Genomic DNA, 26265 nt, shown 5'->3' on the forward strand with positions numbered 1-26265 from the left:
CGCTTGCGGCTCCCGCCGGGATGTGGGAACAGCCTGCGCGCAACAGGCCGGAGGCGGGGCATGACGGGCAGCAGGGCCAAGGCCGTTTCCTATGTCCTGCCCGCTCTGGGCTTCCTTCTGGCGCTGGCCTTCTGGCTCTATCCGGCGGTCGCCCCCGGAGCGGAAGGGCTGGTGGTGGTCCTGCTCTCGGTGGGCGCCGTGCTTCTGTTGTGCGGCACCTCCTATACCGCGGTGGGGCACGCGGACGTGGTGGCCGCGCGGCTCGGCCAGCCCTTCGGCACGCTGGTGCTGACCCTGTCGGTGACGGTGATCGAGGTCTCCGTCATGGGCTCCATGATGCTGCACAACGAGAACAACCCGACCCTCGCCCGCGAGGCGGTGCTCTCGGTGCTGATGATCGTCAACACCGGCCTCATCGGCCTGTGCCTGCTGCTCGGCAGCCTCAAGCACCATGAGCAGACGATCCAGCAGCAGGGGGTTTCCGGCTATCTGTCGGTGATGATCGCCCTCGGCGTCATGCTTCTGATCCTGCCGAGCGAGACCCATGCGGGGGCCACCGGCGCGTTCTCGGCGGCGCAGCTCACTTACATGTCGCTCATCGCCATCGCCCTCTATGGCGCCTTTCTCTACATGCAGACGGTGCGCTACCGCGAGCACTACGAGAGCCAGCCCGAGGGGCATTCCGGCGAGCCGCCGACCGGTTGGGTCTTCGCCGGGGCGCTCGCCATGCTGGTGTTCAGCCTCGCCGTGGTGGTGGCGCTGTCCAAGCACGTGGCGTCTGCGTTCGAGGATTTCCTCGGCCAGTTCGCGCTGGAGGACCCGGACGCCGTGACGGGCGCGCTGGTCGCCATGCTCATCCTGCTGCCGGAGGGAATCAGCGCGGTGCGGGCGGCGGCGCGCAACCACCTGCAGCATTCGCTCAACATCGCGCTCGGCTCGGCGCTGGCGACGGTGGCGCTGACCATCCCGGCCATGGCGGTCATCGCGAGCCTCATCGGCCGGCCCATGGTGCTGGGGCTGGACAACGAGGACCGGACGATGCTGCTGCTGACGTTCGTCCTGTCCATCCTCTCGTTCGGCACCGGGCGGACCAACGCGCTGAACGGCGTGGTCCACATCATCGTCTTCTTCGTCTATGTGATGCTGCTGTTCATGCCATAAAGGCGGGTGCGGAGCATGCGGGCCGGTGGACTTCCGGTGTGCCAGATGGCATGTTCCGCCCGATTTTTGAACGAAGGCGCGGGCCGTGAAGAACCTCCTGCTCTACATCTTCACCTGGTGGAACAAGCAGACCATCGGGACCATGTGGTGGACGAAGCGCTTCGGCGAGTTGGTGGGCGAGGACGAGTTCGGCAACCGCTACTACCGCACCAAGGGTGGCAAGCTGGACCCGGCGCTCGGCTTCGAGCGCCGCTGGGTCATCTACCCCGGCTATGCCGATGCCACCACCATTCCGCCGGGCTGGTGGGGCTGGATCCACCACCGCGTGGACACGCCTCCGGCCGAGGAAAACTACACCGCCCGCTCCTGGCAGAAGCCGCACCGTCGCAACATGACGGGCTCTCCCGGCGCCTACCGGCCCAAGGGCTCGGTGCTGGCCGGCGGCGTCCGCCCCCGCGTCACCGGCGACTACAAGGCCTGGACGCCCGGCGAGTGAGGCGACCTTCCGGTCGCCTTGCCGCTGCCCGAATCCGGCGGTTGAGAGGGGATCCCCGGTTTCCGTCCGGGTCCGGATGCGTCACGGTCCGGCCGGCGGGTGCCCTTCGTCATGGTCCGGCGGCCGACGGGTCCTGTCCGCGCCGCTGCGCGCGGCCCACGGCCGCTGATTACGGGTTCTTGTGCTGATGCGCCTTCTTCGCACCGTCCCGCTTCTCGCGGCGGCTCTACTCGCCGGAACCGCGCCCGGGGCGGTCGCGCAGCCGCGCAACACGTTCGACACTTCCCAGCAGCAGCTGCCGCCCGGCACGATTCCGGCGCCGCGTCCTGCCGCGCCCGTTCCCGGCGCCTTGCCGCCGGGAACCGCGCCCCGTCCGCTGCCGCCGCCTGGCGCGCAGGGCGGCATCCAGCGCAGCACCCTGCCGCCGCCGCCTGTCGGCGCGCCCGCTCCTGCGGCGCCCGCTGCCCCGGCCGCTCCGGCCGCTCCGGGGTCCGATGAGGGCGGCGACGTGGTGGTGGTGCAGCCGCCGACCCAGAAGATCGCCAATGCCCTCGCCGTGTTCGCCGGCCTCGACAAGATCACCGGCCGCATCACCTCGTTCGATGTCGCCATCGGCGAGACGGCGCAGTTCGGCGCCCTCCAGGTGACGCCGCGCGCGTGCTACACCCGCCCCGCCAACGAGACGCAGAACACCACCGCCTTCGCCGAGGTGAACGAGGTGACGCTGCAGGGGCAGGCGAAGCGCATCTTCACCGGCTGGATGTTCGCATCGAGCCCCGGCCTGCACGCGGTGGAGCACCCCATCTACGACGTGTGGCTGATCGGCTGCAGGGCCTCCGCCCCGGCCACGGCACGCGGCCAGCAGTAGAAGTCGCCTTCCGCCTGGAGCGCGTGGTCGAGCAGCCGGTGGTAGTGCCGGCGCGACACTTCCAGCGCGCCGAAGGTCTTCAGGTGGCTGGTGACGAACTGGGTGTCCAGCAGCCGGAACCCGCCGGCGATCAGCCGTCCCACCAGATGCACCAGCGCCACCTTGGAGGCGTCGGTCTCGCGGTGGAACATGCTTTCCCCGAAGAAGGCGGCGCCGAGCCGCACCCCGTAGAGCCCGCCCACGAGGCGCCCGTCGCGCCAGGCCTCCACCGTGTGGCAGCGCCCGCGCGCGAACAGCTCGCCGTAAAGGCGACGGATGCGCTCGTTGATCCAGGTCTTCTCGCGGCCGTCCTGCGGCTCGGCGCAGCCGTCGATCACCGCTTCGAAATCGCTGTCGACCCGCACCTCGAACCGGTCCTGCCGCACCGTGCGGGCGAGGCGGGAGGAGATATGGAAGCTCTCCAGCGGGATGATGCCGCGCCGCTCGGGCTCGATCCAGTACAGCCCCGGATCGTCCGCGCTCTCCGCCATGGGAAAGATGCCGCAGGCATAAGCCTTCAGCAGCACATCGGGGGTGATCTCGACGATCTGGTCGCTCAGCCGGCTCATGCCCCACATTAGCAGGAAATGGCGCGCGCGTGAGACCCGCCGGGGTGCCGGAGCGTCAGCCCCGGCGCAGGAAGGCGCCGATCCGCTCCACCGCCTCGGCCATGTCGGGCGCCGATCCGGCATAGGACAGGCGCAGGAAGTTGCGGCCGTGGAACGGGTCGAAATCCACCCCCGGCGTCGCCGCCACATGCACCGCATCCAGCATGCGGCGGGCGAAGGCGGCGGAATCGTCGGTGAAGTCCGACACGTCGGCGTAGAGATAGAAGGCGCCGTCCGCCGGCAGGAAACGGGAGAGGCCGGCCGCCGGCAGCCCCTCGGTGAGGATGCGCCGGTTCTCCAGATAGCCGGCCTTCACCGCGTCCATCTCGGCCCGGCCGTCGAAGGCGGCGTCGGCGGCGATCTGCGACAGGGTCGGCACCGAGATGGTGAAGTTCTGCTGCAGCCGTTCCATGGTCCGCGACACGCCGGGGGGCACCACCATCCAGCCGACGCGCCAGCCTGTCATGCAGAAGTACTTGGAGAAGGAGTTGATGACGGTCACGTCGTCGCCGATCTCCACCGCGCTCACGGCGGGAAAGGCATAGTCGAGGCCGTGGTAGATCTCGTCGGAGATGAAGGCGAGGCCGAGCTCGCGGGCGCAGGCGTGGAGCGCGGTGAGGGCGGCGCGGTCCATCATGGTGCCGGTGGGATTGGCGGGGCTCGCCACCAGCACGCCCTTGAGCGGGCGGGCGCGATGCGCCTCCAGCAGCCGCTCGGGGGTGAGGGCGTGGCGGTCCTCGGCCCGGGTCTCGATCAGCACCGGCTCGCAGCCCAGGGCGGAGAGCACGTGCCGGTAGGGCGGATAGCCCGGCGCGGCGATGGCCACCCGGTCGCCCGGCTCGAACAGGGCGAGAAAGGCGAGGAGGAAGCCGCCGGACGACCCGTTGGTGACGACGATGCGCTCCGGGTCCACCTCCACCCGATGGGTCTCGGCATAGTGGCGGGCGATGCGCGCGCGCAGGGCCGGAATGCCGAGGGCGGCGGTGTAGCCAACCTGGCCGGCCTCGATGGCGGCGGCGGCCGCGCGGCGCGCCACCATGGGGGCGGGGGCGGCCGGCTGGCCGACTTCCAGATGGATCACGCGGCCGCCCTGCGCCTCGATGCGGGCGGCATGTTCCATCACGTCCATCACGATGAAGGGCTCCACCGCGCTGCGGCGGGAGAGGCGGACGGAGGCGGGGGGAAACGGCGCATGGGTCATGGGGAAACGACCGGCTTTCCTGATGGCGGGCGACCTTCCACGCCGCGCGCAGGCCGCGCCGCCGTGTTGCCGCCGCATTCTGACTGTCCCTGAGGCAGGATCGCCGCGCGCGTGCCCGGGCGCAGCTTCGCCTCAACGTGAAGACCGGCGCATTGACCGAAGGTCGGGCGGGCGCCAGTGTCCGGCAGTCTCGTAGCCTGCATGGCCCCGGGCGCCAAGTGGTGAGGGTCCTGCGCTGTCCGGCGGGGCAGGGCCCAGGGGTCGAGAAAGAGAGACGAGACCGAGCAGCCATGTCGATGCTTGCAAGGATGCCCGTGGAGACATCCGCCCCGGCGCGCGCCGCGATGGCGAGCGGGGCGCCTGAAGGGCTTTCCCCCGCTCCGGCTCTGCGGCGCAGGCCGGTGCTGCGGGCAGGAGCCGCACGGCTCGGGCGCATGCTGTGCCTCGCCGCGGCCATGGCGCTCCCGGCGCAGGCCGCGCTTGCGCAGGAACGGGCCACCGGCAAGCCGCCCACCACCATTCGCGATGCCGAGATCGAGGCGCTGCTGAGGGACTACACCCGGCCCATCCTCAAGGCCGCGGGCCTCGCCCAGCAGAATGTCGAGGTGGTGCTGATCGCCGACCGCTCGTTCAATGCCTTCGTGGCGGACGGGCGGCGCATCTTCGTCAACACCGGCGCGCTGGTCGATTCGGTGACGCCGAACCAGATCATCGGCGTGCTCGCCCACGAGACCGGCCACATCGCCGGCGGCCATCTCGCCCGCATGCGCGAGCAGCTGGCCGGCGCGCAGACCATGGCCATCGTGGCCATGCTGCTGGCGGCCGGCGGCGTGGCGGCGGGTGCTGCCAGCGGCATGAACGGGCGCGACCTCGGCAATGTGGGTGGCGCCGCCATCTCCGCACCCCAGGAGATGATCCGTCGCTCCCTGCTGTCCTACCAGCGCGGCGAGGAGCAGGCCGCCGACCGGTCGGCGGTGAAATATCTCGACGCCACCCAGCAGTCGGCCAAGGGCATGCTGGAGACCTTTCAGCGCTTTCAGAACGACCAGCTGTTCATCAGCCAGCGCGTCGATCCCTACATGCTCAGCCATCCCATGGCGCGCGAGCGTATTGCGACGCTCGAAGAGCTGGCCAAGGCAAGTCCTTACTACAATACCAAGGATTCGCCGGCGCTGCAGGCCCGCCACGACCTGATGCGCGCCAAGCTCGTCGGCTTCATGGAGCGGCCCGAGGCGGTGGCGCGGCGCTATCCGGCCTCTGATACCTCCATGGCGGCGCAATACGCGCGGGCCATCTCCGCCTACCGCTTCGGCAACGTGAATTCCGCCGTGAGCCAGATCGACGCGCTGATCGCGCGCGATCCCGCCAACCCCTATTTCTACGAGCTGAAGGGACAGGCGCTGCTGGAAAGCGGGCGGGCGGCGGATTCGGTCGCGCCGCTGCGCAAGGCCGTGTCCATGACCGGCGGCTCGCCGCTGATCCGCGCCATGCTGGGGCAGGCGCTGGTGGAATCCGGCAATCCGGCCTACACGGGCGAGGCCATCCGCGAGCTGGTGCAGGCGACGCAGCGCGATCCCAATTCGGCCTCCGGCTGGCGCGCCCTGTCCATGGCCTATGGCCGCTCCGGCGATCTCGCCAATGCCGATCTTGCCGCGGCGCAGGGCTTCTTCGCATCGGGCGAGTTCAAGACCGGCCGCGAGCTGGCCGCCCGCGCCCGCCAGCGGTTCCCGCAAGGCTCGCCCGGCTGGCTGAAGGCCGACGATCTCGTGAATTTCAAGCCGCCCAAAAGCGCGTCAAACCAATAGCGCGTCCTGTCATGACGATTCCCTACCCCATGGAGACACGTATGCCCCGCCATCCGGGCTCGCCCCGCGCCGCTTCCCGGCCTCTCGCCACCCGCATCGCCGCGCTGGCGCTGGCCATCGGTTCGGCCGTTCTCGTCGCCCGCCCGGCGGCCGCCTTCACCGAGGCGGAGAAGCAGGAGATGGGCCCGATCATCCGCGACTACCTGCTCCAGCATCCCGAGGTGCTGCAGGAGGCCATCTCCGTGCTGGAGAGCCGCCAGATGGTGGCCGACGCCGCCCAGCGCCAGAAGGCGGTGCAGGAGATGAAGCAGCTGCTGGTCGACAGCCCGCGCGGCGTGGTGGTCGGCAACCCGAAGGGCGACGTCACGCTGGTGGAGTTCTTCGACTACAACTGCGGCTACTGCAAGAAGGCCCTCTCCGACCTGCAGGACATCATGAAGCAGGACACCAACCTGCGCGTGGTGCTGAAGGAATTCCCGGTGCTTGGCCCGGGCTCCGTCGAGGCGGCGCAGGTGGCGGTGGCGGTGCGCATGGTGGCGCCCGAGAAGTACATGGCGTTCCATCAGGCGCTGCTCGGCGGCCGCGGCCAGGCCGATCGCGCCAAGGCGCTGGCGGCGGCCAAGGAGGTGGGCATCGACACCGCCCTGCTGCAGAAGCAGGCGACCTCGCCGGAGCTCAACGCCACCCTCGACGAGAGCATGAAGATCGCCGAGGCGCTGGCGCTCAACGGCACCCCGTCCTACGTGGTCGGCGACCAGGTGGTGATCGGCGCCGTGGGCTCGGACCGGCTCAAGGCGGCCATCGCCGAGGCGCGCAAGGCCCCGCCCAAGAAGTGACCGGCGGCTCCGGCCGCAGCGCCGCCTGCGGGCATCGGCCCGGGGGCGGCTTACACATGTCTGTCATGCGGGGACGCCGCCCTCTCTTTCCTTGCGGCGCGCGCGCCCCTATAAGGCTGCGACCCGGCCAATGGGTGCCGGCGGCAGATCAGTAACGGATGCCCGACACCGTCCACGTCCTCAACGGACCGAACCTGAACCTTCTCGGCACGCGCGAACCCGGCATCTACGGAGCGGCGACCCTCGCCGACGTGGAGGCCCTATGCCGCGCCGAAGGGGCCGCGCTCGGCTTCGAGATCGTCTTCCGGCAGACCAATTCGGAAGGCGCGCTGGTGGATCTGATCCAGGCGGCGCGCGGCGCCCGCGGGATCGTGCTGAACGCGGCGGCCTACACCCACACCTCCGTCGCCCTGCGCGACGCGGTGGCAGCGGTGGGGGTGCCCACCATCGAGGTGCACCTCTCCAACGTGTTCGCGCGCGAGGCATTCCGCCATCATTCGTATCTTTCGCCCGTGGTGCGCGGCGTGATCTGCGGTTTCGGACCGCAGAGCTACGTGCTCGGCCTTCGGGCCCTCGCCGGCCTGCCGCCCACCCCGTGACCGAACCGAACGCCTCGAGCGGCCCCGAGCGGCCGGCAAGAGCAGGAACATCATGAAGCCCTCCAATCCCCCCATCGACACCGCCATCGTCAAGGAGATCGCCGAGCTCCTCTCGGGCAGCGACCTGACCGAGATCGAGGTGGAGCACGAGGGCCTGCGCATCCGCGTGGTGCGCGCGCCCGCGCCGGTCACCATCGCCCAGGCCGCGCCCTTCGCCGGCGCTTTCCCGGTCGCGGCAGCGCCCGTTCCGGCTGCGGCCGCGACGGCCCCGGCCGCCGAGGCCCCGGCCGACCTGTCGAAGCATCCCGGCGTGGTCGCCTCGCCCATGGTCGGCACGGCCTATCTCTCCGCCGAGCCCGGTGCCGCCCCGTTCGTGGAGGTGGGCGCCAGCGTGAAGGAAGGCCAGACGGTGCTGATCGTCGAGGCCATGAAGACCATGAACGCCATCCCCGCCCCGCGCTCCGGCACGGTGACGCGCCTGCTGGTGGGCAACGCCCAGCCGGTGGAATATGGCGAGCCGCTCCTCATCATCGAGTGAGCGCGCCCGCTGGCGTGAAGACGGCGCGTTGAAGCAGAAACGTTCGGCCCACCCGTGTCATCGCGACGCGGGGCCGGGCCGCGAAGGCAGGCACCGCTGATGTTCAGAAAAATCCTCATCGCCAACCGCGGCGAGATCGCGCTGCGCATCCTGCGCGCCTGCAAGGAGCTGGGGATCGCGACGGTCGCCGTCCACTCCACCGCCGACGCCGACGCCATGCACGTGCGCCTCGCCGACGAGAGCGTGTGCATCGGCCCGCCCCCGGCGCGCGAGAGCTACCTCAACATCCCCTCCCTGCTCGCCGCCTGCGAGATCACGGGCGCGGACGCGGTGCATCCGGGCTACGGCTTCCTGGCCGAGAATGCCCGCTTTGCCGAGATCCTCGCGGACCACAACATCCATTTCATCGGCCCCAAGGCGGAGCACATCCGCATCATGGGCGACAAGATCGAGGCCAAGAAGACGGCGCAGGCGCTGGGCATCCCGGTGGTGCCCGGCTCCGACGGCGGCATCCATTCGGATGAAGAGGCGCACCGCGTCGCCGCCGAGATCGGCTTCCCGGTGCTGGTGAAGGCGGCGGCCGGCGGCGGCGGGCGCGGCATGAAGGTCGCCATGACCGCCGAGGACCTGTCGCAGGCCCTCTCCACCGCCCGCACCGAGGCCAAGGCCGCGTTCGGCGACGACGCGGTCTATCTCGAGAAGTATCTGAGCACCCCGCGCCACATCGAGGTGCAGGTGCTGGGCGACGGCAAGGGCCACGCCATCCACCTCGGCGAGCGTGACTGCTCGCTCCAGCGCCGCCACCAGAAGGTGTGGGAGGAGGCGCCGTCCCCGGTCATCACCGCCGCCCAGCGCGAGCAGATCGGCGAGACCTGCGCCAGCGCCATGCGCAAGCTTGGCTATCTCGGCGTCGGCACCATCGAGTTCCTTTACGAGAACGGCGAGTTCTACTTCATCGAGATGAACACCCGCATCCAGGTGGAGCATCCGGTGACGGAGATGGTGACCGGCATCGACCTCATCAACGAGCAGATCCGCGTCGCCGCCGGCGAGCCGCTGACCCTCACCCAGAAGGACGTGGTGATCGAGGGCCATGCCATCGAGTGCCGCGTGAACGCCGAGCACCCCACCACCTTCCGCCCCTCGCCGGGCAGGATCACGCACTATCACGTGCCCGGCGGCCTCGGCATCCGCGTGGATTCCAACGCCTATCAGGGCTACGTCATCCCGCCCACCTACGACAGCCTGGTCGGCAAGCTCATCGTCCACGGCAAGACCCGCGACGAGTGCCTGCGCCGCCTGCGCCGGGCGCTGGACGAGTTCGTGGTGGACGGCATCGACACCACGCTGCCCCTGTTCCGCACGCTGGTGCGCACCCGCGCCATTGCCGATGGCCAGTACGACATCCACTGGCTGGAGCACTTCCTGGCCGAGGGCGAGGGCAAGAAGGCCGGCTGAGGGCGGGCGCCCCGTCGGTCGCGATCATCGCACCACGCACAAACAAGAAGCCCGGCTCAGGCCGGGCTTTCGTCGTTTCAGGGCGTGGGCGTGTCAGTCGGTCAGACGAAGCTTGCCGCGCGCTTCAGGCCCGCCGCAGCGCGGGCGAGGTCGCGCACCTTGCCGAAATCTCCGGCACGGATGGCGTCCTGCGGCACCACCCAGGAGCCGCCCACCGCCACCACGTTCGGCAGCGCCAGATAGTCCGCCACATTGGCCGGCCCGATGCCGCCCGTGGGGCAGAAGCGCAAATGGGGCAGGGGGCCGGCGATGGACTTCAGGAAGGCCGCGCCGCCCGATGCCTCGGCCGGGAAGAACTTCAGCACCTCGAAGCCCAGCTCGGCGAGGCGCATGGCCTCGGACGCCGTGGCACAGCCGGCCATGACCGGGATCGGCGTCTCGACGAAGGCGGCGGCGAGATCCGGGGTGGTGCCGGGGCTCACCAGGAAGGTGGCGCCGGCCTCCAGCGAGGCCTCGATCTGCGCCCGCTCGATGACAGTGCCGGCACCGACGATGGCGCCCTCCACCTCGGCGGCGATGAGGCGCACCGCCTCCAGCGCCACCGGCGTGCGCAGGGTCACCTCGATCAGCGGCAGGCCGCCTTCCACCAGCGCGCGGGCGAGCGGCACGGCGTCGGCCACGTGCTCCACCACCACCACGGGCACCACCGGCGCCTTGGCCACGAGCGGGAGCGGACTGGGCAGGTGCATGGGGGTCTCCTCGTTTGGCGTGGCAGCGGGGGCCGGGTTCAGCCGACCTCGAACGTGACGCCCTGGGCGAGCGGCAGGCGCGAGCCGTAGTTGATGGTGTTGGTGGCGCGGCGCATGTAGGCCTTCCAGCTGTCCGAGCCGGCCTCGCGGCCGCCGCCGGTCTCCTTCTCGCCGCCGAACGCGCCGCCGATCTCGGCGCCCGAGGGGCCGATATTGACGTTGGCGATGCCGCAGTCGGAGCCCGCAGCCGACAGGAAGCGCTCGGCCTCCCGCAGATCGGTGGTGAAGACCGCGGATGCAAGGCCCTGCGGCACCGCGTTGTTGAGCGCGACGGCCTCCTCGAAATCGGTGTAGCGCAGCACGTAGAGGATCGGCGCGAAGGTCTCGGCCGCCACGGTGTCGGTCTGGGCCGGCATCTCCACCAGCGCCGGGCGGACGTAATAAGCGTCGAGCGCATCCTCGGCGCCCACGCGCTCGCCGCCGGTCACCGTGCCGCCGGCGACGCGCGCGGCCTCCAGCGCGATCTCCATGGCGCCATGGGCGGCGGCGTCCACCAGCGGCCCGACCAGCGTGTCCGGCGCGCGGGGGTCGCCCACGGTGACGGAGGCGTAGGCGCCTTTCAGCCGGGGGACCAGCGTGTCGTAGATGCTCTCGTGCACGATCAGCCGTCGCAGGGTCGTGCAGCGCTGGCCGGCCGTGCCCATGGCGGCGAAGGCCACCGCGCGGACCGTGAGATCGAGATCGGCCGAGGGGCAGACGATGGCGGCATTATTGCCGCCCAGCTCCAGGATGGCACGGCCGAACCGGCGGGCGATGCGCGGCGCCACGGCCCGGCCCATGGCGGTCGAGCCGGTGGCGGAGATAACTGGCACGCGCGGGTCGTCCACCAGCGCCTCGCCGGCCGCCCGTCCCCCCGGCACCAGCGTGAACAGCCCGTCCGGCACGCCGCCGAAGCGCGCGGCGGCGCGGACGAACAGCGCCTCCACCGCCAGCGCGGTCAGAAGCGTCTTCTCGGACGGCTTCCACACCACGGCATCGCCGCACACGAAGGCCAGCGCCGCGTTCCACGACCACACCGCCACCGGGAAGTTGAACGCCGAGATCACCCCCACCACGCCGATGGGGTGCCACGTTTCCATCATGCGGTGATCGGGCCGCTCGGTGGCGATGGTCAGCCCGGTGAGCTGGCGCGACAGGCCGGTGGCGAAATCGCAGATGTCGATCATCTCCTGCACCTCGCCGGCGCCCTCGGAGGCGATCTTGCCCGCCTCGATGGTGACGAGGGCTGCGAGGTCCGATTTCGCGGCGCGCAATTCCTCGCCCAGGAGGCGCACCAGCTCGCCGCGGCGCGGTGCCGGCACGGTGCGCCACGCCAGGAACGCGGCGTGGGCCTGGCCGATGGCGGCCTCGACGGCGTCCGGGCTCATGTCGGGCACCCGCGCCAGCTCCTCGCCGGTGAGGGGGGAGCGGGCGACGAGGGTGCCCGCAAGCCGCTCCGCGGGCACGCCCAGGCGTTCCAGCAGCGCTTTGGCCTCGGGGGCGATCGCGCCGGTCTGGGGGAAGCTCGCCATGGCCGTCTCCTCGATGTCGTCCGTGGCTCTTTCTAGAGCATTTTCGGCGCGCTTGGGCAGCGGCTGCGTCGTCCGTCCCCGGCTTTGCGGCCGCGCGGGGAACCGGGCGCCGTGCGGCCTCGTTGCATCCCGAAGGGGGACGCCCCGGCGCGCCCCCGGAAACGAACGGAGGGAAACCATGCCCCAGACAGATCAAGCCACCCGGCAATCCAGCGGTCCGGCCACGGCCGTGTCCGGCCTGAGCGATACCGAGCGCGACCAGATCCGCCGCCGCGCCCACGGGCTGTGGCGGGAGGCCGGCTCTCCCCAGGGCCGCGACCGCGAGTTCTGGGAGCAGGCGGAGCTTCAGGTGCTCAAGGCCCGCGGCACGTTCTGAAAGGGAGGATGAAATGCCGGCGAAATCCAGGGCCCAGCAGATGGCGGCCGGTGCCGCCCTCTCGGCCAAGCGGGGCGAGCGCAGCAAGAGCGAGCTGAAGGGTGCTTCCCGGCAGATGGTCGAGACCATGAGCGAGAAGGAGCTGCACGATCTCGCCGCGACCAGGCGCAAGGGCAAGCCAGCGCACGCCGCGCGCGATTGAGCCTGGCGCCGCCCGGCCGGCCGGGGAGACCCGGCCGGTTGGGACGTGGGCGCCTGCCGGTGGGGGAGATGGTGCCGGCTCTTGGAGCGCGGGACGGTGCGGGTTCCGGACCGGGATCGTTTCAGCGCATCGCCTTCTTGCGTGCTGCCGCGCGCTGCGGCCTCTTCCCAGGGAGGCCGCAGCCGTGATGCGCTGAGGCCGCCCCTGCATGCTCCTGCCGCATCGTTGAGAGGCCCTCGTCGATCCATCGCCTCGCGGTCGGAGCGCGGCCGGCCCATCCGCCGCCGGCGCCCCTTGCTCAGGCTCCTGCGGTGCGGCGGGCGTAGAAGAGCGCGAGCTGGCGGGCTTCCGCCTCCGAGCCGCTGCGGATGGGCGGCGCTTCGGCGGCCAGCACCCGCCAGCACCAGCGCCGGCCCCGGCAGGTGAGGCGGACCAGCGGCACGCCGTCCCGCGACAGGGTGCGCGCGCCCGCGCACTCCGCGCTCCATTCAAGTATCGGAGCGCCGTCAGCGGATGCCTGGAGGGTGTCGGGACGGGCCGGCAAGTAGCGTCTGAGACTTGTGCGATCGAAGGAATCGTACAGCATGGCGTGATCTCCTGTTGCAGATCAAAGTTGTGGCCGACTGCTTTGGTTCCCGGCGCCGAACCGGAGGCGGCAGGGCGCGGGGTCCGGTGACTGCTGGAATCCGGGCCTTCACCGGCCGCAGGCTTGGAACGTCGCCGCCGCGGGTTTGGCGGGAAGGCTTGCCGGGCGTCGCTCCATCCCGCAAACCGGGAGCGCGGCCCGGCAGCGGCCGGCGGCAGGGGAGGGGATGCATGATCCGGTTCTACGATGGCGCGCAGATCGAGGCCGCGCTCGGCTATGAGCGGCTCATCCCCGCCTTGCGCGAGGCGTTCGCCGCTGCCGCCGTGGAAGCGCCTCTGCGACACGCCCACGAGATCGGCGTGCCGGGCCAGCCCGCGCATCTTCTCGCCATGCCGGCGTGGCGCCGCGGGGCGGCGCTGGGCGTGAAGCTGGTGAACGTCTTTCCCGGCAACGGCGCGCGCGATCTCGGCGCGGTCCACGGCCTCTACGTGCTGTTCGACGGAGCGACCGGCGTGCCGCGCGCCATCCTCGATTCCGAGGCGCTCACCAATCGCCGCACGGCCGCGGCCTCGGCGCTGGCCTCCACCTTTCTCTCGCGCATGGACAGCCGCACCCTGACGGTGATCGGCTCCGGCCGCCTCGCCTTCCATCTGGCGCAGGGCCATTGCGCGGTGCGGCCCATCGAGCGCGTGCTGGTCTGGGGCCGCTCGCCGGAGAAGGCCGGGGCGATGGCCGCCGCGCTGGCGGCGGAGGGGCTTCCCGCCATGCCGGTGGCGGATCTTCCCGCGGCCGTGGCGGCGGCGGATATCGTCACCTGCGCCACCACCTCCACCGCGCCGCTGGTGCTGGGGCGGGACGTGCGCCCCGGCACCCATGTGGATCTCGTGGGCGCCTTCACCCCCGCCATGCGCGAGAGCGATGACGATCTGGTGGCCGCGAGCACGGTCTATGTGGACACCTATCGCGGCGCGCTGGCCGAGGCCGGCGACCTGCTCCAGCCGGAGGCGGCCGGCCGCTGGAACCGCGCGCAGGTGGCAGCCGATCTGCACGAGCTGTGCAGCGGCGCCCGGCCGGGCCGGATGGAGGATGCGCCTGTCACCCTGTTCAAGTCGGTAGGCGCCGCGCTGGAGGATCTGGTGGCGGCAGAGCTGGTGGCCGGCTGAGGCCGCGCTCCGCCCGCGTCCGGCCGAAGCCTGCGCGCCCGGTTGGCCTCGCGCGCGGTTGGCCTCGCGCGCGGTTGGCGATGCCGTCCGCTGCTGCCGACCCGCCCCACGCGCCCGTGGCGGGTGTGCGCCGGCCGGCCCGCGGGCGTCGGGTCTGCCTCATGCCCATGCGTGTCCAGCCGCCTCAGAACATCGGCGCCGGGGGAACGGCGCCATGGCCGTCACGCCGATGCCGGCGCATGGCCGGCGGCCCGCCGTGCTCACCCGTGGGAGGGAGACGGCGACGGCCCATCTGCGGCGCCTCGGGATGTTCGGCGCGCCGCGGCCGGCCGCTTCAGCGCCGGCGGGCGGCGTCGGCGGCCTCTAGTGCGGCGAGGCGCATGTAGAGGGTGGAGCGGGCGATGCCCAGGCGCCGCGCGGCGCGGGAGAGGTTGCCGCCGCAGGCCTCCACCGCAGCGCGGATGGCGGCTTCCTCCACCGCCTTCAGATCGGTGGCCCCGGCGACCGGCGCCGCGCCCTCGCGGATTTCCGCCGGCAGGTCGCCGGCGTCGATGAGCCCGCCGGCGCCGCCCATGGCCAGCAGCATCTCCACCACATTGCGCAACTCGCGCACGTTGCCGGGCCAGCCATAGGCCAGCAGCGCCTGCCGCGCCGCCTCGGTGAAGCGGGGCGGCGCCACCCCGGCGCGCGCGGCGGCCGCGTGGCCCAGGTGATCGACGAGCAGCAGGATGTCGTCGCCGCGCTCGCGCAGGGGCGGGATGCGCAGGCGCAGCGCGGCGATGCGGTAGAACAGGTCCTTGCGGAATCGCCCCGCCGCCACCTCGCCGGAGAGGTCGCGGTTGGTCATGGAGACGAGCCGCAGGTTGACCCGCCGGCCGGTGTGCCCGCCGACGCGGTAGACCACCCCGTCCTCCAGCACCCGCAGCAGGTAGGATTGCAGCTCCAGCGGCATCTCGCCGATCTCGTCGAGGCAGAGCAGGCCGCCGTCCGCCGCTTCCACCTTGCCCTGCTTGCCTGATGCGTCGGCGCCGGTGAAGGCGCCCTTCTCGTAGCCGAACAGCTCGCTGGCGATGAGATCGCGCGGCAGGCCGCCGCAATTGAGCGGCACGAACGGCCCGCTCGGGGCACGCGCGCCATGGATCGCGCGGGCAAACACCTCCTTGCCCACCCCGGTCTCGCCTTCCAGCAGGATCGGCAGGCCGCTTTCGGCCATGCGGCGGGCCTTGGCCTTCGCCTCCTGCATCACCGCGCATTCGCCGATGATGGCCTCGAAGGGGAAGGGCTCGGCCTCGCGGCTGCCCTCGCGGGTGACGGACTTCGGGCGGCGGGCGGCGTGCAGCACCACCACGCCGCCGATCTCCTCCCCGTCCTCGCGCACGATCTCGATGCTGGCGCCCGGCAAGAGCGCCGCCACCCGCGCCGGCCAGTCATCGGGCGCGATGTCGCGCAGTGCGGCGAGGCGGCCGTCGGAAAGGAAGGCGCCGTTGCGGCGCGCCACCTCCCTCAAGGCCCGGTCGGTGGAATAGATGAGCGCGCCGGAGCGGCCGAAGGCGAGGATCTCCTCGGTCAGCCACAGCGAGCGCTTGGACAGGAAGTGCCGCAGCACTTGCTCGTGCTCCATCTCCATCCGCCGGCCGAGCACGGCCTCGATCTGGTGGGCGAGCGCAACCGCGTGGGCGAGGTTCTGCGGGTTGAACGTGTCGGTGGAGCCGGAAATGTCCACCGCGCCGATGACCTCGCCATCCAGCGGGTGGCGCACCGGCGCCGCGGCGCAGGTCCAGCGCTGCACCGGGGCGCAGAAATGCTCCGAGGCATGGATCTGCACCGGCCGCCCGGAGGCGAGGGCGGTGCCGATGGCATTGGTGCCGATCTCCGCCTCGCACCACAGGCCACCGCGCTGGAGCTTCACCTCCTGCCCGGTGTCCACCGCGCGCACGTCGCCCTCGGTCTCGAGGATGGTGCCGCCGGGGTCGGCGAGGATCAGCATGGAGCGGGCGTCGGACAGCAGGTGGCGCGCCTCGTCCATGGCCGGGCGCGCGGCGGCGATGAGGCGGGTGTTGCGCTGGCGGCGGCGGTGCAGCTCGGCCTCGCTCACCAGCGGCGCGGCGGGCCGGTCGGCGGTGATGGCGTGCTCACGCGAGCGCTGCCAGGACGCCAGCACGGCGGGCCGGACGATGGATGAGGCGACGCCGTCCTGGTGAAACGCCTCCCAGGCACGGGCGATCTCGCGATATGGCACCAGCTCTGCCCTCCGGGCCAAGCGGCGCGGCGTTCCCCATCGACGCCGCCTGGGCCTTGTGCCAGCGGACGGAGGTTTCCCGCGCGCTGGACGGCGGCGCGGCTCCCGGCCGATGGCGGTTCACTCCCTCAATGGCCGCATTGCGATCCCCGGCATCAAAGCCGGAGCGGCGACCTTGGCGCACAGATAAGCGCAGAAGCCGCGCCTGGGCAAGCGCCGCGCGGGGCTTGCGCGGCAGTCGTTCCGTCCGATCGCCTGAGGTCCGGACAACAAGTGTCCGGAAACCGGACAGGCTAATATTTCATAATTACATGGTGCGATGCAAAATAAGTGCGGATTTACGTCGTTTTCTACAGTTGCGCGTCTCTGGCACGCATCCTGCCACTCCTGTCCCGAGCCGGTCCCGAAAAAGAGCAGGCCGGCAGGAATGGGAGGAGACCAGCGTGAACGTTCCCGTGGGAAACCTGCGCAATGTCCAGGTGCTCGGCATCGATGCCGGCGGCACCATGACGGACACCTTCTTCGTGGACCAGGACGGCGACTTCGTCGTCGGCAAGGCCCAGTCCACGCCGCAGAACGAGGCCCTGGGCCTCATCGCCTCTTCTGAAGACGGGCTCGCCAACTGGGGCATGTCGCTCCACGAGGCGCTCGCCCAGCTGCAGACGGGGGTCTATTCGGGCACCGCGATGCTCAATCGCGTGGTCCAGCGCAAGGGGCTGAAGTGCGGCCTCATCGTCAATCGCGGCATGGAGGACTTCCACCGCATGGGCCGCGCGGTGCAGAGCCACCTCGGCTACGCCTATGAGGACCGCATCCACCTCAACACCCACCGCTACGACCCGCCGCTGGTGCCCCGCCAGCTGACCCGCGGCGTCATCGAGCGCACCGACATGATGGGGACGCAGGTGATCCCGCTGCGCGAGGCGAGCGCCCGCGAGGCGGCCCGCGAGCTGATCGCCGCCGACGTGGAAGGCATCGTCATCTCGCTGCTCCACTCCTACAAGAACCCGGTGAACGAGCGCCGCGTGCGCGACATCGTGCTGGAGGAAGTGGAGAAGAGCGGCAAGAAGATCCCGGTCTTCGCCTCGGCCGATTACTATCCGGTGCGCAAGGAAACCCACCGCACCAACACCACCATCCTCGAAGGCTATGCCGCCGAGCCCTCGCGGCAGACGCTCTCCAAGATCTCCAACGCCTTCAAGGAGCGCGGCACCAAGTTCGACTTCCGCGTGATGGCGACCCATGGCGGCACCATCTCCTGGAAGGCGAAGGAGCTGGCCCGCACCATCGTCTCCGGCCCCATCGGCGGGGTGATCGGCGCGAAGTATCTCGGCGAGGTGCTGGGCTACAAGAACATCGCCTGCTCGGACATCGGCGGCACCTCGTTCGACGTGGCGCTGATCACCCAGGGCGAGATGACCATCAAGAACGACCCGGACATGGCGCGCCTCGTGCTCTCGCTGCCGCTGGTGGCGATGGACTCCGTGGGCGCCGGCGCCGGCTCCTTCATCCGGCTCGACCCCTACACCAAGGCCATCAAGCTCGGGCCGGATTCCGCCGGCTACCGGGTGGGGGTGTGCTGGAAGGACAGCGGCATCGAGACGGTGTCGGTGTCCGACTGCCACATGGTGCTCGGCTATCTCAACCCGGACAACTTCCTCGGGGGTGCCATCAAGCTCGACCGGCAGCGCTCGGTGGATGCCATCAAGGTGCAGATCGCCGACAAGCTCGGCCTTTCGGTGGAGGATGCCGCGGCCGGCATCATCGAGCTGCTGGACAGCGACCTGCGCGACTACCTGCGCTCCATGATCTCCGGCAAGGGCTACTCGCCGGCGAGCTTCGTGTGCTTCTCCTATGGCGGCGCCGGGCCGGTGCACACCTATGGCTATACCGAGGGCCTCGGCTTCGAGGACGTGATCGTGCCCGCCTGGGCCGCCGGCTTCTCCGCCTTCGGCTGCGCGGCGGCGGACTTCGAGTATCGTTACGACAAGTCCCTCGACATCAACATGCCGCCGGACGCGCCCGAGGCCGACAAGGTGAAGGCCGCGCAGACGCTTCAGGCGGCGTGGGAGGAGCTGACCCACAACGTGCTGGAGGAGTTCAAGCTGAACGGCTATTCGGCCGACCAGGTGACGCTCCAGCCCGGCTACCGCATGCAGTATCGCGGCCAGCTCAACGACCTGGAGATCGAGAGCCCCATCGCCACCGCCGGCACGGCCGGTGACTGGGACCAGCTGACCGACGCCTTCAACGCCACCTACGGTCGCGTCTACGCCGCCTCGGCCCGCTCGCCGGAGCTCGGCTATTCGGTCACCGGCGCCATCATGCGCGGCATGGTTCCGATCCCCAAGCCGAAGATCCCGAAGGAGCCCGAGGAAGGCGAGACCCCGCCGGAAGAGGCGAAGATCGGCACCCGCAAGTTCTATCGCAAGAAGAAGTGGGTGGATGCGCAGCTCTACAAGATGGAATCCCTGCGCCCCGGCAACCGCGTCACCGGCCCCGCCATCATCGAGTCCGACGCGACCACGTTCGTGGTGCCCGACGGCTTCGAGACCTGGCTCGACGGCCACCGCCTGTTCCACCTGAAGGAGGTGTGAGGGCGAGAACGGACACGGCCCCCTCTCCCGTTGAAAGCCGGCTCTTGCCGACCTCGAGCTCCGCGCGCTGGACGCGGCCGCAGCCGGGTTCAGCCGGGAGAGGGGCGCAAACCCAAACAATCTCAAGAGGAAACGAACCCATGAACGTGACCGTCAACCAGAACACCCTTCAGGGCGCCACCCGTGGCATCGTCCGCGGCGGCGAGACGCTGAAGGAGCACCGCGACCGGCTCATGGCCGCGACCAAGACGACCGGCCACTATGCCGGCCTGAAAAAGCTGGAGCTGCGCGAGAGCGAGCCCATCCTCTACAACAAGCTGTTCTCGCGTCTGCGGGCCGGCGTGGTGGATGCGCGCGAGACCGCCAAGAAGATCGCGGCCTCTCCCATCGTGGAGCAGGAGGGCGAATTGTGCTTCACCCTCTACAATGCGGCGGGCGACAGCCTCCTGACCTCCACCGGCATCATCATCCATGTGGGAACCATGGGTGCGGCCATCAAATACATGATCGAGAACAATTGGGAGGCCAATCCCGGCGTCCGCGACAAGGACATCTTCTGCAACAACGACTCGCTGATCGGGAACGTCCACCCGTGCGACATCCACACCATCGTCCCCATCTTCTGGGAGGGCGAGTTGATCGGCTGGGTGGGCGGCGTCACCCACGTCATCGACACCGGCGCCGTGGGGCCCGGCTCCATGGCCACGGGGCAGGTGCAGCGCTTCGGCGATGGCTATTCCATCACCTGCCGCAAGGTGGGCGAGAACGACATCCTGTTCCGCGACTGGCTGCACGAGAGCCAGCGCATGGTGCGCACCACCCGCTACTGGATGCTGGACGAGCGCACCCGCATCGCCGGCTGCCACATGATCCGCAAATTGGTGGAGGAGGTGGTCGCGGAAGAAGGCATCGAGGCCTATTGGAAGTTCGCCTATGAGGCGGTGGAGCACGGGCGCCTCGGCCTCCAGGCCCGCATCAAGGCCATGACCATCCCCGGCACCTACCGGCAGGTGGGCTTCGTGGACGTGCCCTATTCCCACGAGGACGTGCGCGTCCCCTCCGACTTCGCCAAGCTCGACACCATCATGCACGCCCCCTGCGAGATGACCATCCGCAAGGACGGCACGTGGCGGCTGGACTTCGAGGGCGCGAGCCGCTGGGGCTGGCACACCTACAACGCCCATCAGGTGAGCTTCACCTCCGGCATCTGGGTGATGATGACCCAGACCCTCATCCCCACCGAGATGATCAACGACGGCGCCGCCTACGGCACCGAGTTCCGCCTGCCCAAGGGCACCTGGATGAACCCGGACGACCGCCGCGTCGCCTTCTCCTATTCGTGGCACTTCCTGGTGTCCGCCTGGACGGCCCTGTGGCGCGGCCTGTCGCGCTCCTATTTCGGCCGCGGCTATCTGGAGGAGGTGAACGCCGGCAACGCCAACACCTCCAACTGGCTGCAAGGCGGCGGCTTCAACCAGTATGACGAGATCCACGCCGTGAACTCGTTCGAGTGCGCCGCCAACGGCACCGGCGCCACCGCGGTGCAGGACGGCCTCTCCCACGCCGCCGCCATCTGGAACCCGGAAGGCGACATGGGCGACATGGAGATCTGGGAACTGGCCGAGCCGCTGGTCTATCTCGGCCGGCAGATCAAGGCGTCCTCGGGCGGCTCCGGCAAGTATCGCGGCGGCTGCGGCTTCGAGAGCCTGCGCATGGTCTGGAATGCCAAGGACTGGACCATGTTCTTCATGGGCAACGGCCACATCTCGTCCGACTGGGGCCTGATGGGCGGCTATCCGGCGGCCTCCGGCTATCGCTTCGCCGCCCACAAGACGGGGCTGAAGGAGCTGATCGCCTCCGGCGCCGACATCCCGCTCGGCGGCGACACCGATCCGGAGAACCCCACCTGGGATGCGATGCTGCCGAAAGCGCAGATCAAGCGCGACAAGCAGGCCATCACCACCGAGGAGATGTTCTCCGACTACGACCTCTACCTCAACTACATGCGCGGCGGCCCCGGCTTCGGTGATCCGCTCGACCGCGAGCCGCAGGCGGTCGCCGACGACATCAACGGCGGCTACGTGCTGGAGCGCCTCGCCGGCGATGTCTACGGCGTGGTGGTGAGGAAGGGGGCGGACGGCCTCGTCGTCGTGGACGAGGCGGCGACGGCGGCAGCCCGGGCGCAGATCCGCCGGGAGCGCATCGCCAAGTCCATCCCCACCCGGGAGTGGATGAAGGGCGAGCGGGAGAAGATCCTCGCCAAGGATGCGGGCACCCAGGTGCAGCAGATGTTCGCCGCGTCCTTCAAGCTGGGGCCGAAGTTCGAGCGCGAGTTCCGCTCGTTCTGGGACCTGCCGGAGAGCTGGGTGCTCAACGAGGAGGACATCGGCGTTCCCACCTACGGCTCGCGCTACTCCATGGACATCTCCGAGCTGCCGGACGTGACCACCGTGCAGTTCGTGGAGGAGTGATCCCTCCACTGGAGCACGCGCCGGTCGGATCTGGTCGATCTGATCGGATCGCGCTCCGGGCGGCGGTCCGCGCCGCCGCCCGCCTTTTCTTCGCAAATCAAGATGTTCAGGAGGAAGCCATGGCCTACACCCGCGCCAAGATCGTCGATCTCGTCGAAGGCAAGATCGATCCCGATACGCTGCACCAGATGCTCTCCACGCCAAAGGACCCCGAGCGGTTCGTGACCTATGTGGAGATCCTGCAGGAGCGCGTTCCGTGGGATGACAAGATCATCCTGCCGCTCGGTCCCAAGCTCTATGTGGTGCAGCAGAAGGTCTCGAAGAAGTGGACCGTGCGCTGTGAATGCGGCCACGACTTCTGCGGCTTCGGCGAGAACTGGAAGCTCCACGCCCACGTCCACGTGCGCGACACGCCGGCGAAGATGGAGGAGATCTATCCCCGCCTCATGGCGCCCACGCCCTCGTGGCAGGTGATCCGGGAATACTTCTGCCCCGAGTGCGGCACCCTCCACGACGTGGAGGCTCCGACCCCCTGGTACCCGGTCATCCACGACTTCGAGCCGGACATCGACGCCTTCTACACCGAGTGGCTCGGCCTGCCGGTGCCGGAACGCGCCGCGGCCTGACCCGCGGGCGGGGGGCTGCTCAAGGGGCTCCCCGCCCGTCCGCCGTGGCGGTCTGCGGCACGCCGGCCGCGGGCCGCCCGGCGCGCCGCCGGCCTTGTGGAGGCGCGTCCACCGCGCGCTGGCCCGCGAGAGCGGCCACCGCGAGGCCGGCGGCCAGCACCCACCAGGCGGGACGCGGGCCGAGGTCGAACGAGAGGTTCGCCTCCGCAACCAGCCAGGGATCGACCCGCGTGGCGAGGCCATACCAGGCGACTTCCACCCCCGCCGTGAGCGCGGCGGAGACCACCGCGAGGCCGGCGACGCCCAGCGGCGCCACGTTGCCCCACAGGCGGTAGGCGATGCGGCAGGCGAACAGGAAGATCAGCAGCCCGGCCATCAGCACCGGCTCGGTCACGTCGAGCTTCGATTGCAGGAAGAAGTGCACGGCGCCCAGCACTGCGATGGCATAGACCGCCGCGTGCAGGCGGTTCCAGCGTTCCGTGCCCATGCGGCGGATGGCGCCGTCGAAGGAGGTGGCGCCGAGCGCGATCAGCAGTGCCAGCGCCACGGCGCCGATGGTGAGATAGATGCGCAGCGCGATCTCGCTCAGCGCCCGGCCGGCCCCCTGATCCACGAAGAACAGCACAAGGTGGAGCGCGGCATAGAACAGCGCGGCGAGGCCGAGAATGCGCCGTCCGAAATAGAGCTTGGGCAGCACCAGCAGCCGCCGCAGCGGCGTGATGGCGAGGCTCGCCACCAGCAGGCGGATGGCCCACAGCCCGGTGAAGTGGATCGCCTCCGTGAGCGGGCGCGCGCCCAGTCCGCCATTGGCCGCGAGCCCCGCCAGCCACACGGCGGGCAGGATGGAGGCGACGAGGAACAGCGTCTTCTCCGGGCTGAATTTGCCGGAGCGCTCGTGGAACAGGGGCATGGGACCTTCGCGGCTCAAGCGGGCGCTGCTGCCCGCCTCCTTCATTACGACAGCGACCGCGGCGGCGTTGCGGCGGCGCGCCTAACGATGGCGTGAGCGGGTGGGCCGTCGGTGCCGGCGTCGGGCTCGAGTGGCCGGAGCCGGGGCGGCCGCTACCGGTGCAGCCCCCGCACCGGCACGGTGCAAAGGGCCTGACCGTGTCGGGCCGCCGCCGCCGTTCAGCGCGTTGGCGCACGATGCCGCCACGAGCGCGGCGGAGTGTGCTGGTGGGGCCCCAGCCCTGGCGTGATGCAGAGGGCGTGACAGCGGCGGGCAGCTGCCGCCGTTCAGCGCATTGGCGCATGAGATGCCGCCACGGGCGCGGTGGACGGTGCTGGTGCGCCCCCCAGCCCTGGGATGATGCAGAGAGCCTGACCGTGGCGGGCAGCTGCCGCCGTTCAGCGCATTGGCGCACGAGATGCGGCCACGGGCGCGGTGGACGGTGCTGGTGCTGGCCTTAAGCCCCGGCCTGATGCAGAGGGCGTGACAGCGGCGGGCAATTGCCGCCGTTCAGCACGTAGGCGAATGAGATGCCGCCACGGGCGCGGTGGACGGTGCTGGTGCGCCCCCAGCCCTGGGATGATGCAGAGAGCCTGACCGTGCCGGGCAACTGCCGCCGTTCAGCGCATTGGCGCATGATGCCGCCACGGGCGCGGTGGAGTGTGCAGGTGCGGGCCTCAAGCCCGGGCGCGGTTCGGGGGCCTGACCGCGCCGGCTGACGTCCGTTCCTTCGCCTGGCGGCGGGCGCGCCGTCCGGCGTCCTCCGAGCTGTGGGCGCGCGGCGAGACAGGGGGCCGCGCACGGGGCTCGGAGGCTGGCTGCGCGGCCGCGCCGAGGCCACGTTGCGCAAGTCGCTCTCGTGCCTTCGCGGCTGGCGCGCAAGGTCGGGGCCGGTGGCCCGGCCAGACCGGCGCGCCCTGCGGCGCGGCGAGCCGCACCCCCAAGGCGCGCCCCGCGAGGGGGGCGGCCGGTCGATCGCCCACGTCCCGCATCAGCGGCCGAGCTTGCCCGACCGAACCCGCCCGGCCGTATCAGGCGCCGAGGTCGGCGTCCAGCTGGGCCTTCAGCGCCGGATCGATGCCGAGGGCGCCGGCGAGGCTGTCGAGGTAGCGATGCTCGGCGTCGTTGTCGGCGCGGATGGCGAGGGCGGAGGCGGCATAGATCTGCAGCGCCGCCTCGGGGCCGGTGGCGGCGGCCACCACCGTGTTCGGGTCCACCGGCGTCGTCAGATAGGCAATCAGCGCCTCGCGCTCGGGGGCGGCGGCGCCCATGCGGGCGAGCCCGCCGCCGATGCGCTCCAGCTCCTCCTCGTCGATGGAGCCGTCGGCCTGCGCCGCCGCGGCCATGGCGGCCAGCAGCACGCCGGAGAAGGCATCGGCCCCGCCGGGCGCAGCGGTGGGCGCGAAGCCGGAGGCGTCCGGCATTCCGGCGGCGAGCGGCGTGCGTCCGCCCGATTGCGCCTGCCATTTGCGGAAGGCGTTCCACGCCAGCATGCCGATGACGGCGAGGCCGCCGTATTTCATCAGGTCGCCGCTGCCGGAGCGCGGCGCCGGCGCAGGAGTGGGAGCCGGCGTGGGAGCTGGCGCGGGGGCCGGCGCCGCCGAGCCGGGGAAGGGGGGAGGCGCGGGGAATGCATCGTCAGGCGTGGCAGGCGAAGAGCCGCCGCGGCCGAGGGCATCCTGCGCGAGGTCGCCGAGATCGCCGGGCGCCCCGCCGGAGCTCCGTCCGGGCGATGGCGCGCCGCCGCCGAGGATCTGGCCGAGAATGTCGTCCAGCCCGCCGGGCAGGCCGCCCTGTCCGCCCGGCGCGCGGCCGCCGCCGGGCGCGCCGCCCGATACGCCGCCACCCGGCGCGCCGCCGCCGAGGATCTGGCCGAGGATGTCCTCGAGGCCGCCGGGCAGGCCGGCCTGTCCGCCCGGAGCGCGCCCGCCGCCGGCACCGCCCGGCGCGCCACCGCCGCCGAGCACCTGGCCGAGAATGTCACCGAGCCCGCCGGGCAGGCCGCCCTGGCCGCCCCCCGGTGCGCGGCCGCCCGCGCCGCCGCCGAGCACTTGCCCGAGGATATCGCCGAGGCCGCCGGGCAGACCCTGCGCCGCCTGCGCCGGCGTGCCGCCGCCGCGCACGCCGCCGCCGAGTGCCGCTCCGATGAGCTGGCCGAGAAGACTGCCCGCATCCGCCATGAGATCCTCCCTGGAGCATGTTCCGGCCGGTCGCCCGGCCGTCCCTGGTGCGCGGCCGCCGCGCGGTGCGGCGGTTCCCCGGAAACGCGCCGGGGCTCGCCAGCTGCGCGAGCCGGCGCGATCGCGACGATCCGTGCCGCCGCGTGCCCTAGACCGCCACCGGCGCCTTGATGGCCGGGTGCGGATCGTAGCCGTGAATGCTCACATCCTCGTAACGGAACGCGAACAGGTCCGTGACTGCCGGGTTGAGCACGAGACGGGGCAGGGGGCGCGGCGTCCGCTTCAGCTGCTCGCGCGCCTGATCGAGATGGTTGAGATAGAGGTGCGCGTCGCCGAGCGTGTGGACGAAATCGCCGACGCCGAGCCCCGTCACCTGCGCCACCATGTGGGTGAGCAGGGCGTAGGAGGCGATGTTGAACGGCACGCCGAGGAACACGTCCGCCGAGCGCTGGTAGAGCTGGCAGGAGAGCTTGCCGTCGGCCAAGTAGAACTGGAACAGGCAGTGGCAGGGCGGCAGCGCCATCTTCGGCACGTCCGCCGGGTTCCAGGCGGTGACGATAAGCCGGCGGGAATCGGGATTGCGGCGCAGGTCGGTGAGGAGCTGGGCGATCTGGTCGATCACGCCGCCGTCCGGCGTCGGCCACGAGCGCCACTGGTGGCCGTAGACCGGGCCGAGCTCACCGTTCGCATCCGCCCACTCGTCCCAGATGGAGACGCCGTTCTCCTTCAGGTAGCGGATGTTGGTGTCGCCGGCGAGGAACCACAGAAGCTCGTGGATGATGGACTTCAGGTGCAGCTTCTTGGTGGTGACGAGCGGGAAGCCGTCGCCCAGCGCGAACCGCATCTGATGCCCGAACACGGAGAGCGTGCCGGTGCCGGTGCGGTCCTCCTTGCGGGCGCCCTCGGCGAGGATGCGGCTCAGAAGCTGGTGGTAGGCGTCCATGGCT

Annotated in this window: 23 protein-coding genes; 14 read left to right on the plus strand and 9 right to left on the minus strand. The window is 70.8% G+C overall.

Annotated features, from left to right (window positions below):
* Positions 1-60 precede the first annotated feature (60 nt).
* The 3 genes from V5F49_RS19085 (at position 61) to V5F49_RS19095 (ending at position 2525) form a co-directional block, all read left to right on the plus strand.
* Positions 61-1161 (plus strand): calcium:cation antiporter, encoded by a 1101-nt coding sequence (locus V5F49_RS19085; protein WP_394117912.1) that lies wholly within the window; start codon positions 61-63, stop codon positions 1159-1161.
* 85 nt (positions 1162-1246) lie between these two features.
* Complete coding sequence (locus V5F49_RS19090) at positions 1247-1657, plus strand: NADH:ubiquinone oxidoreductase subunit NDUFA12 (protein ID WP_394117913.1); 411 nt, start codon at positions 1247-1249, stop codon at positions 1655-1657.
* A 187-nt stretch (positions 1658-1844) separates the two neighbouring features.
* Entirely contained in the window at positions 1845-2525 is a 681-nt protein-coding gene (locus V5F49_RS19095; protein WP_394117914.1) for a DUF2155 domain-containing protein, read from the plus strand.
* Here the strand turns inward: V5F49_RS19095 and aat are convergent.
* Complete coding sequence (gene aat, locus V5F49_RS19100; protein WP_394117915.1) at positions 2462-3133, minus strand: leucyl/phenylalanyl-tRNA--protein transferase; 672 nt, start codon at positions 3131-3133, stop codon at positions 2462-2464. The genes V5F49_RS19095 and aat overlap by 64 nt on opposite strands.
* A gap of 55 nt (positions 3134-3188) precedes the next feature.
* Positions 3189-4373 (minus strand): pyridoxal phosphate-dependent aminotransferase, encoded by a 1185-nt coding sequence (locus tag V5F49_RS19105; protein ID WP_394117916.1) that lies wholly within the window; start codon positions 4371-4373, stop codon positions 3189-3191.
* Positions 4374-4807: 434 nt separating this feature from the next.
* Here V5F49_RS19105 and V5F49_RS19110 point away from each other — a divergent pair, with 434 nt between their 5' ends.
* From V5F49_RS19110 to accC, 5 genes are all read left to right on the plus strand, one after another.
* Positions 4808-6178: a M48 family metalloprotease gene (locus tag V5F49_RS19110; RefSeq protein ID WP_394117917.1), complete on the plus strand. Its 1371-nt coding sequence runs from the start codon at positions 4808-4810 to the stop codon at positions 6176-6178.
* A 41-nt stretch (positions 6179-6219) separates the two neighbouring features.
* A complete protein-coding gene (locus tag V5F49_RS19115; RefSeq protein ID WP_394117918.1) occupies positions 6220-7014 on the plus strand; it encodes a DsbA family protein in 795 nt (264 codons plus the stop codon).
* A 158-nt stretch (positions 7015-7172) separates the two neighbouring features.
* Entirely contained in the window at positions 7173-7613 is a 441-nt protein-coding gene (aroQ, locus tag V5F49_RS19120; RefSeq protein ID WP_394117919.1) for a type II 3-dehydroquinate dehydratase, read from the plus strand.
* 52 nt (positions 7614-7665) lie between these two features.
* Entirely contained in the window at positions 7666-8151 is a 486-nt protein-coding gene (gene accB, locus V5F49_RS19125; protein ID WP_394117920.1) for an acetyl-CoA carboxylase biotin carboxyl carrier protein, read from the plus strand.
* A gap of 99 nt (positions 8152-8250) precedes the next feature.
* Positions 8251-9609, plus strand: coding sequence for an acetyl-CoA carboxylase biotin carboxylase subunit (gene accC, locus V5F49_RS19130; RefSeq protein ID WP_394117921.1), 1359 nt, complete (start codon positions 8251-8253; stop codon positions 9607-9609).
* A gap of 101 nt (positions 9610-9710) precedes the next feature.
* Here accC and eda read toward each other — a convergent pair whose 3' ends face one another.
* Both eda and amaB read right to left on the minus strand, forming a co-directional pair.
* On the minus strand, positions 9711-10358 hold the full coding sequence (gene eda, locus V5F49_RS19135; RefSeq protein WP_394117922.1) for a bifunctional 4-hydroxy-2-oxoglutarate aldolase/2-dehydro-3-deoxy-phosphogluconate aldolase: 648 nt from the start codon (positions 10356-10358) through the stop codon (positions 9711-9713).
* A 38-nt stretch (positions 10359-10396) separates the two neighbouring features.
* Complete coding sequence (gene amaB / locus V5F49_RS19140) at positions 10397-11929, minus strand: L-piperidine-6-carboxylate dehydrogenase (protein ID WP_394117923.1); 1533 nt, start codon at positions 11927-11929, stop codon at positions 10397-10399.
* Between the two features lie 178 nt (positions 11930-12107).
* Between amaB and V5F49_RS19145 the strand changes: the two genes are divergently transcribed.
* A complete protein-coding gene (locus tag V5F49_RS19145; protein ID WP_394117924.1) occupies positions 12108-12305 on the plus strand; it encodes a DUF2934 domain-containing protein in 198 nt (65 codons plus the stop codon).
* Between the two features lie 13 nt (positions 12306-12318).
* Positions 12319-12507 (plus strand): DUF3008 family protein, encoded by a 189-nt coding sequence (locus V5F49_RS19150; protein WP_394117925.1) that lies wholly within the window; start codon positions 12319-12321, stop codon positions 12505-12507.
* 298 nt (positions 12508-12805) lie between these two features.
* On the opposite strand, the gene V5F49_RS19155 is transcribed toward V5F49_RS19150, so the two are convergent.
* Complete coding sequence (locus V5F49_RS19155; RefSeq protein WP_394117926.1) at positions 12806-13093, minus strand: hypothetical protein; 288 nt, start codon at positions 13091-13093, stop codon at positions 12806-12808.
* A gap of 233 nt (positions 13094-13326) precedes the next feature.
* On the opposite strand from V5F49_RS19155, the gene lhpI reads away from it, so the two are divergent.
* Positions 13327-14256, plus strand: a complete 930-nt coding sequence (gene lhpI / locus V5F49_RS19160; RefSeq protein ID WP_394117959.1) for a bifunctional Delta(1)-pyrroline-2-carboxylate/Delta(1)-piperideine-2-carboxylate reductase — start codon at positions 13327-13329, stop codon at positions 14254-14256.
* A 334-nt stretch (positions 14257-14590) separates the two neighbouring features.
* Here lhpI and V5F49_RS19165 read toward each other — a convergent pair whose 3' ends face one another.
* Complete coding sequence (locus V5F49_RS19165; RefSeq protein ID WP_394117927.1) at positions 14591-16495, minus strand: sigma-54-dependent Fis family transcriptional regulator; 1905 nt, start codon at positions 16493-16495, stop codon at positions 14591-14593.
* 443 nt (positions 16496-16938) lie between these two features.
* Between V5F49_RS19165 and V5F49_RS19170 the strand changes: the two genes are divergently transcribed.
* The 3 genes from V5F49_RS19170 to V5F49_RS19180 all read left to right on the plus strand — a co-directional run bounded on the left by V5F49_RS19170 (position 16939) and on the right by V5F49_RS19180 (position 22189).
* Entirely contained in the window at positions 16939-19092 is a 2154-nt protein-coding gene (locus V5F49_RS19170) for a hydantoinase/oxoprolinase family protein (protein WP_394117928.1), read from the plus strand.
* 140 nt (positions 19093-19232) lie between these two features.
* Positions 19233-21563, plus strand: coding sequence for a hydantoinase B/oxoprolinase family protein (locus tag V5F49_RS19175; RefSeq protein WP_394117929.1), 2331 nt, complete (start codon positions 19233-19235; stop codon positions 21561-21563).
* Between the two features lie 119 nt (positions 21564-21682).
* Positions 21683-22189: an acetone carboxylase subunit gamma gene (locus tag V5F49_RS19180; protein WP_394117930.1), complete on the plus strand. Its 507-nt coding sequence runs from the start codon at positions 21683-21685 to the stop codon at positions 22187-22189.
* A 19-nt stretch (positions 22190-22208) separates the two neighbouring features.
* Here the strand turns inward: V5F49_RS19180 and V5F49_RS19185 are convergent, their stop codons facing one another.
* From V5F49_RS19185 to V5F49_RS19195, 3 genes are all read right to left on the minus strand, one after another.
* Positions 22209-23099, minus strand: a complete 891-nt coding sequence (locus V5F49_RS19185; RefSeq protein WP_509210715.1) for a ferric reductase-like transmembrane domain-containing protein — start codon at positions 23097-23099, stop codon at positions 22209-22211.
* A 1070-nt stretch (positions 23100-24169) separates the two neighbouring features.
* Positions 24170-25318, minus strand: a complete 1149-nt coding sequence (locus V5F49_RS19190) for a tellurite resistance TerB family protein (RefSeq protein WP_394117932.1) — start codon at positions 25316-25318, stop codon at positions 24170-24172.
* A 148-nt stretch (positions 25319-25466) separates the two neighbouring features.
* Complete coding sequence (locus tag V5F49_RS19195) at positions 25467-26261, minus strand: thymidylate synthase (protein WP_394117933.1); 795 nt, start codon at positions 26259-26261, stop codon at positions 25467-25469.
* Positions 26262-26265 lie beyond the last annotated feature (4 nt).

This window comes from Xanthobacter lutulentifluminis (genome assembly GCF_043194675.2).
Taxonomy (GTDB): Bacteria; Pseudomonadota; Alphaproteobacteria; order Rhizobiales; family Xanthobacteraceae; genus Xanthobacter.

Excerpts from the sequence above, each read along its gene's own strand:
- V5F49_RS19085 (WP_394117912.1), top strand. The coding sequence starts at position 61 with ATGACGGGCAGCAGGGCCAAGGCCGTTTCCTATGTCCTGCCCGCTCTG.
- V5F49_RS19095 (WP_394117914.1), top strand. The coding sequence starts at position 1,845 with ATGCGCCTTCTTCGCACCGTCCCGCTTCTCGCGGCGGCTCTACTCGCC.
- aat (WP_394117915.1), bottom strand. The coding sequence starts at position 3,133 with ATGAGCCGGCTGAGCGACCAGATCGTCGAGATCACCCCCGATGTGCTG.
- V5F49_RS19105 (WP_394117916.1), bottom strand. The coding sequence starts at position 4,373 with ATGACCCATGCGCCGTTTCCCCCCGCCTCCGTCCGCCTCTCCCGCCGC.
- V5F49_RS19110 (WP_394117917.1), top strand. The coding sequence starts at position 4,808 with ATGCTGTGCCTCGCCGCGGCCATGGCGCTCCCGGCGCAGGCCGCGCTT.
- V5F49_RS19115 (WP_394117918.1), top strand. The coding sequence starts at position 6,220 with ATGCCCCGCCATCCGGGCTCGCCCCGCGCCGCTTCCCGGCCTCTCGCC.
- aroQ (WP_394117919.1), top strand. The coding sequence starts at position 7,173 with ATGCCCGACACCGTCCACGTCCTCAACGGACCGAACCTGAACCTTCTC.
- accB (WP_394117920.1), top strand. The coding sequence starts at position 7,666 with ATGAAGCCCTCCAATCCCCCCATCGACACCGCCATCGTCAAGGAGATC.
- accC (WP_394117921.1), top strand. The coding sequence starts at position 8,251 with ATGTTCAGAAAAATCCTCATCGCCAACCGCGGCGAGATCGCGCTGCGC.
- eda (WP_394117922.1), bottom strand. The coding sequence starts at position 10,358 with ATGCACCTGCCCAGTCCGCTCCCGCTCGTGGCCAAGGCGCCGGTGGTG.
- amaB (WP_394117923.1), bottom strand. The coding sequence starts at position 11,929 with ATGGCGAGCTTCCCCCAGACCGGCGCGATCGCCCCCGAGGCCAAAGCG.
- V5F49_RS19145 (WP_394117924.1), top strand. The coding sequence starts at position 12,108 with ATGCCCCAGACAGATCAAGCCACCCGGCAATCCAGCGGTCCGGCCACG.
- V5F49_RS19150 (WP_394117925.1), top strand. The coding sequence starts at position 12,319 with ATGCCGGCGAAATCCAGGGCCCAGCAGATGGCGGCCGGTGCCGCCCTC.
- V5F49_RS19155 (WP_394117926.1), bottom strand. The coding sequence starts at position 13,093 with ATGCTGTACGATTCCTTCGATCGCACAAGTCTCAGACGCTACTTGCCG.
- V5F49_RS19175 (WP_394117929.1), top strand. The coding sequence starts at position 19,233 with ATGAACGTGACCGTCAACCAGAACACCCTTCAGGGCGCCACCCGTGGC.
- V5F49_RS19180 (WP_394117930.1), top strand. The coding sequence starts at position 21,683 with ATGGCCTACACCCGCGCCAAGATCGTCGATCTCGTCGAAGGCAAGATC.
- V5F49_RS19185 (WP_509210715.1), bottom strand. The coding sequence starts at position 23,099 with ATGCCCCTGTTCCACGAGCGCTCCGGCAAATTCAGCCCGGAGAAGACG.
- V5F49_RS19190 (WP_394117932.1), bottom strand. The coding sequence starts at position 25,318 with ATGGCGGATGCGGGCAGTCTTCTCGGCCAGCTCATCGGAGCGGCACTC.
- V5F49_RS19195 (WP_394117933.1), bottom strand. The coding sequence starts at position 26,261 with ATGGACGCCTACCACCAGCTTCTGAGCCGCATCCTCGCCGAGGGCGCC.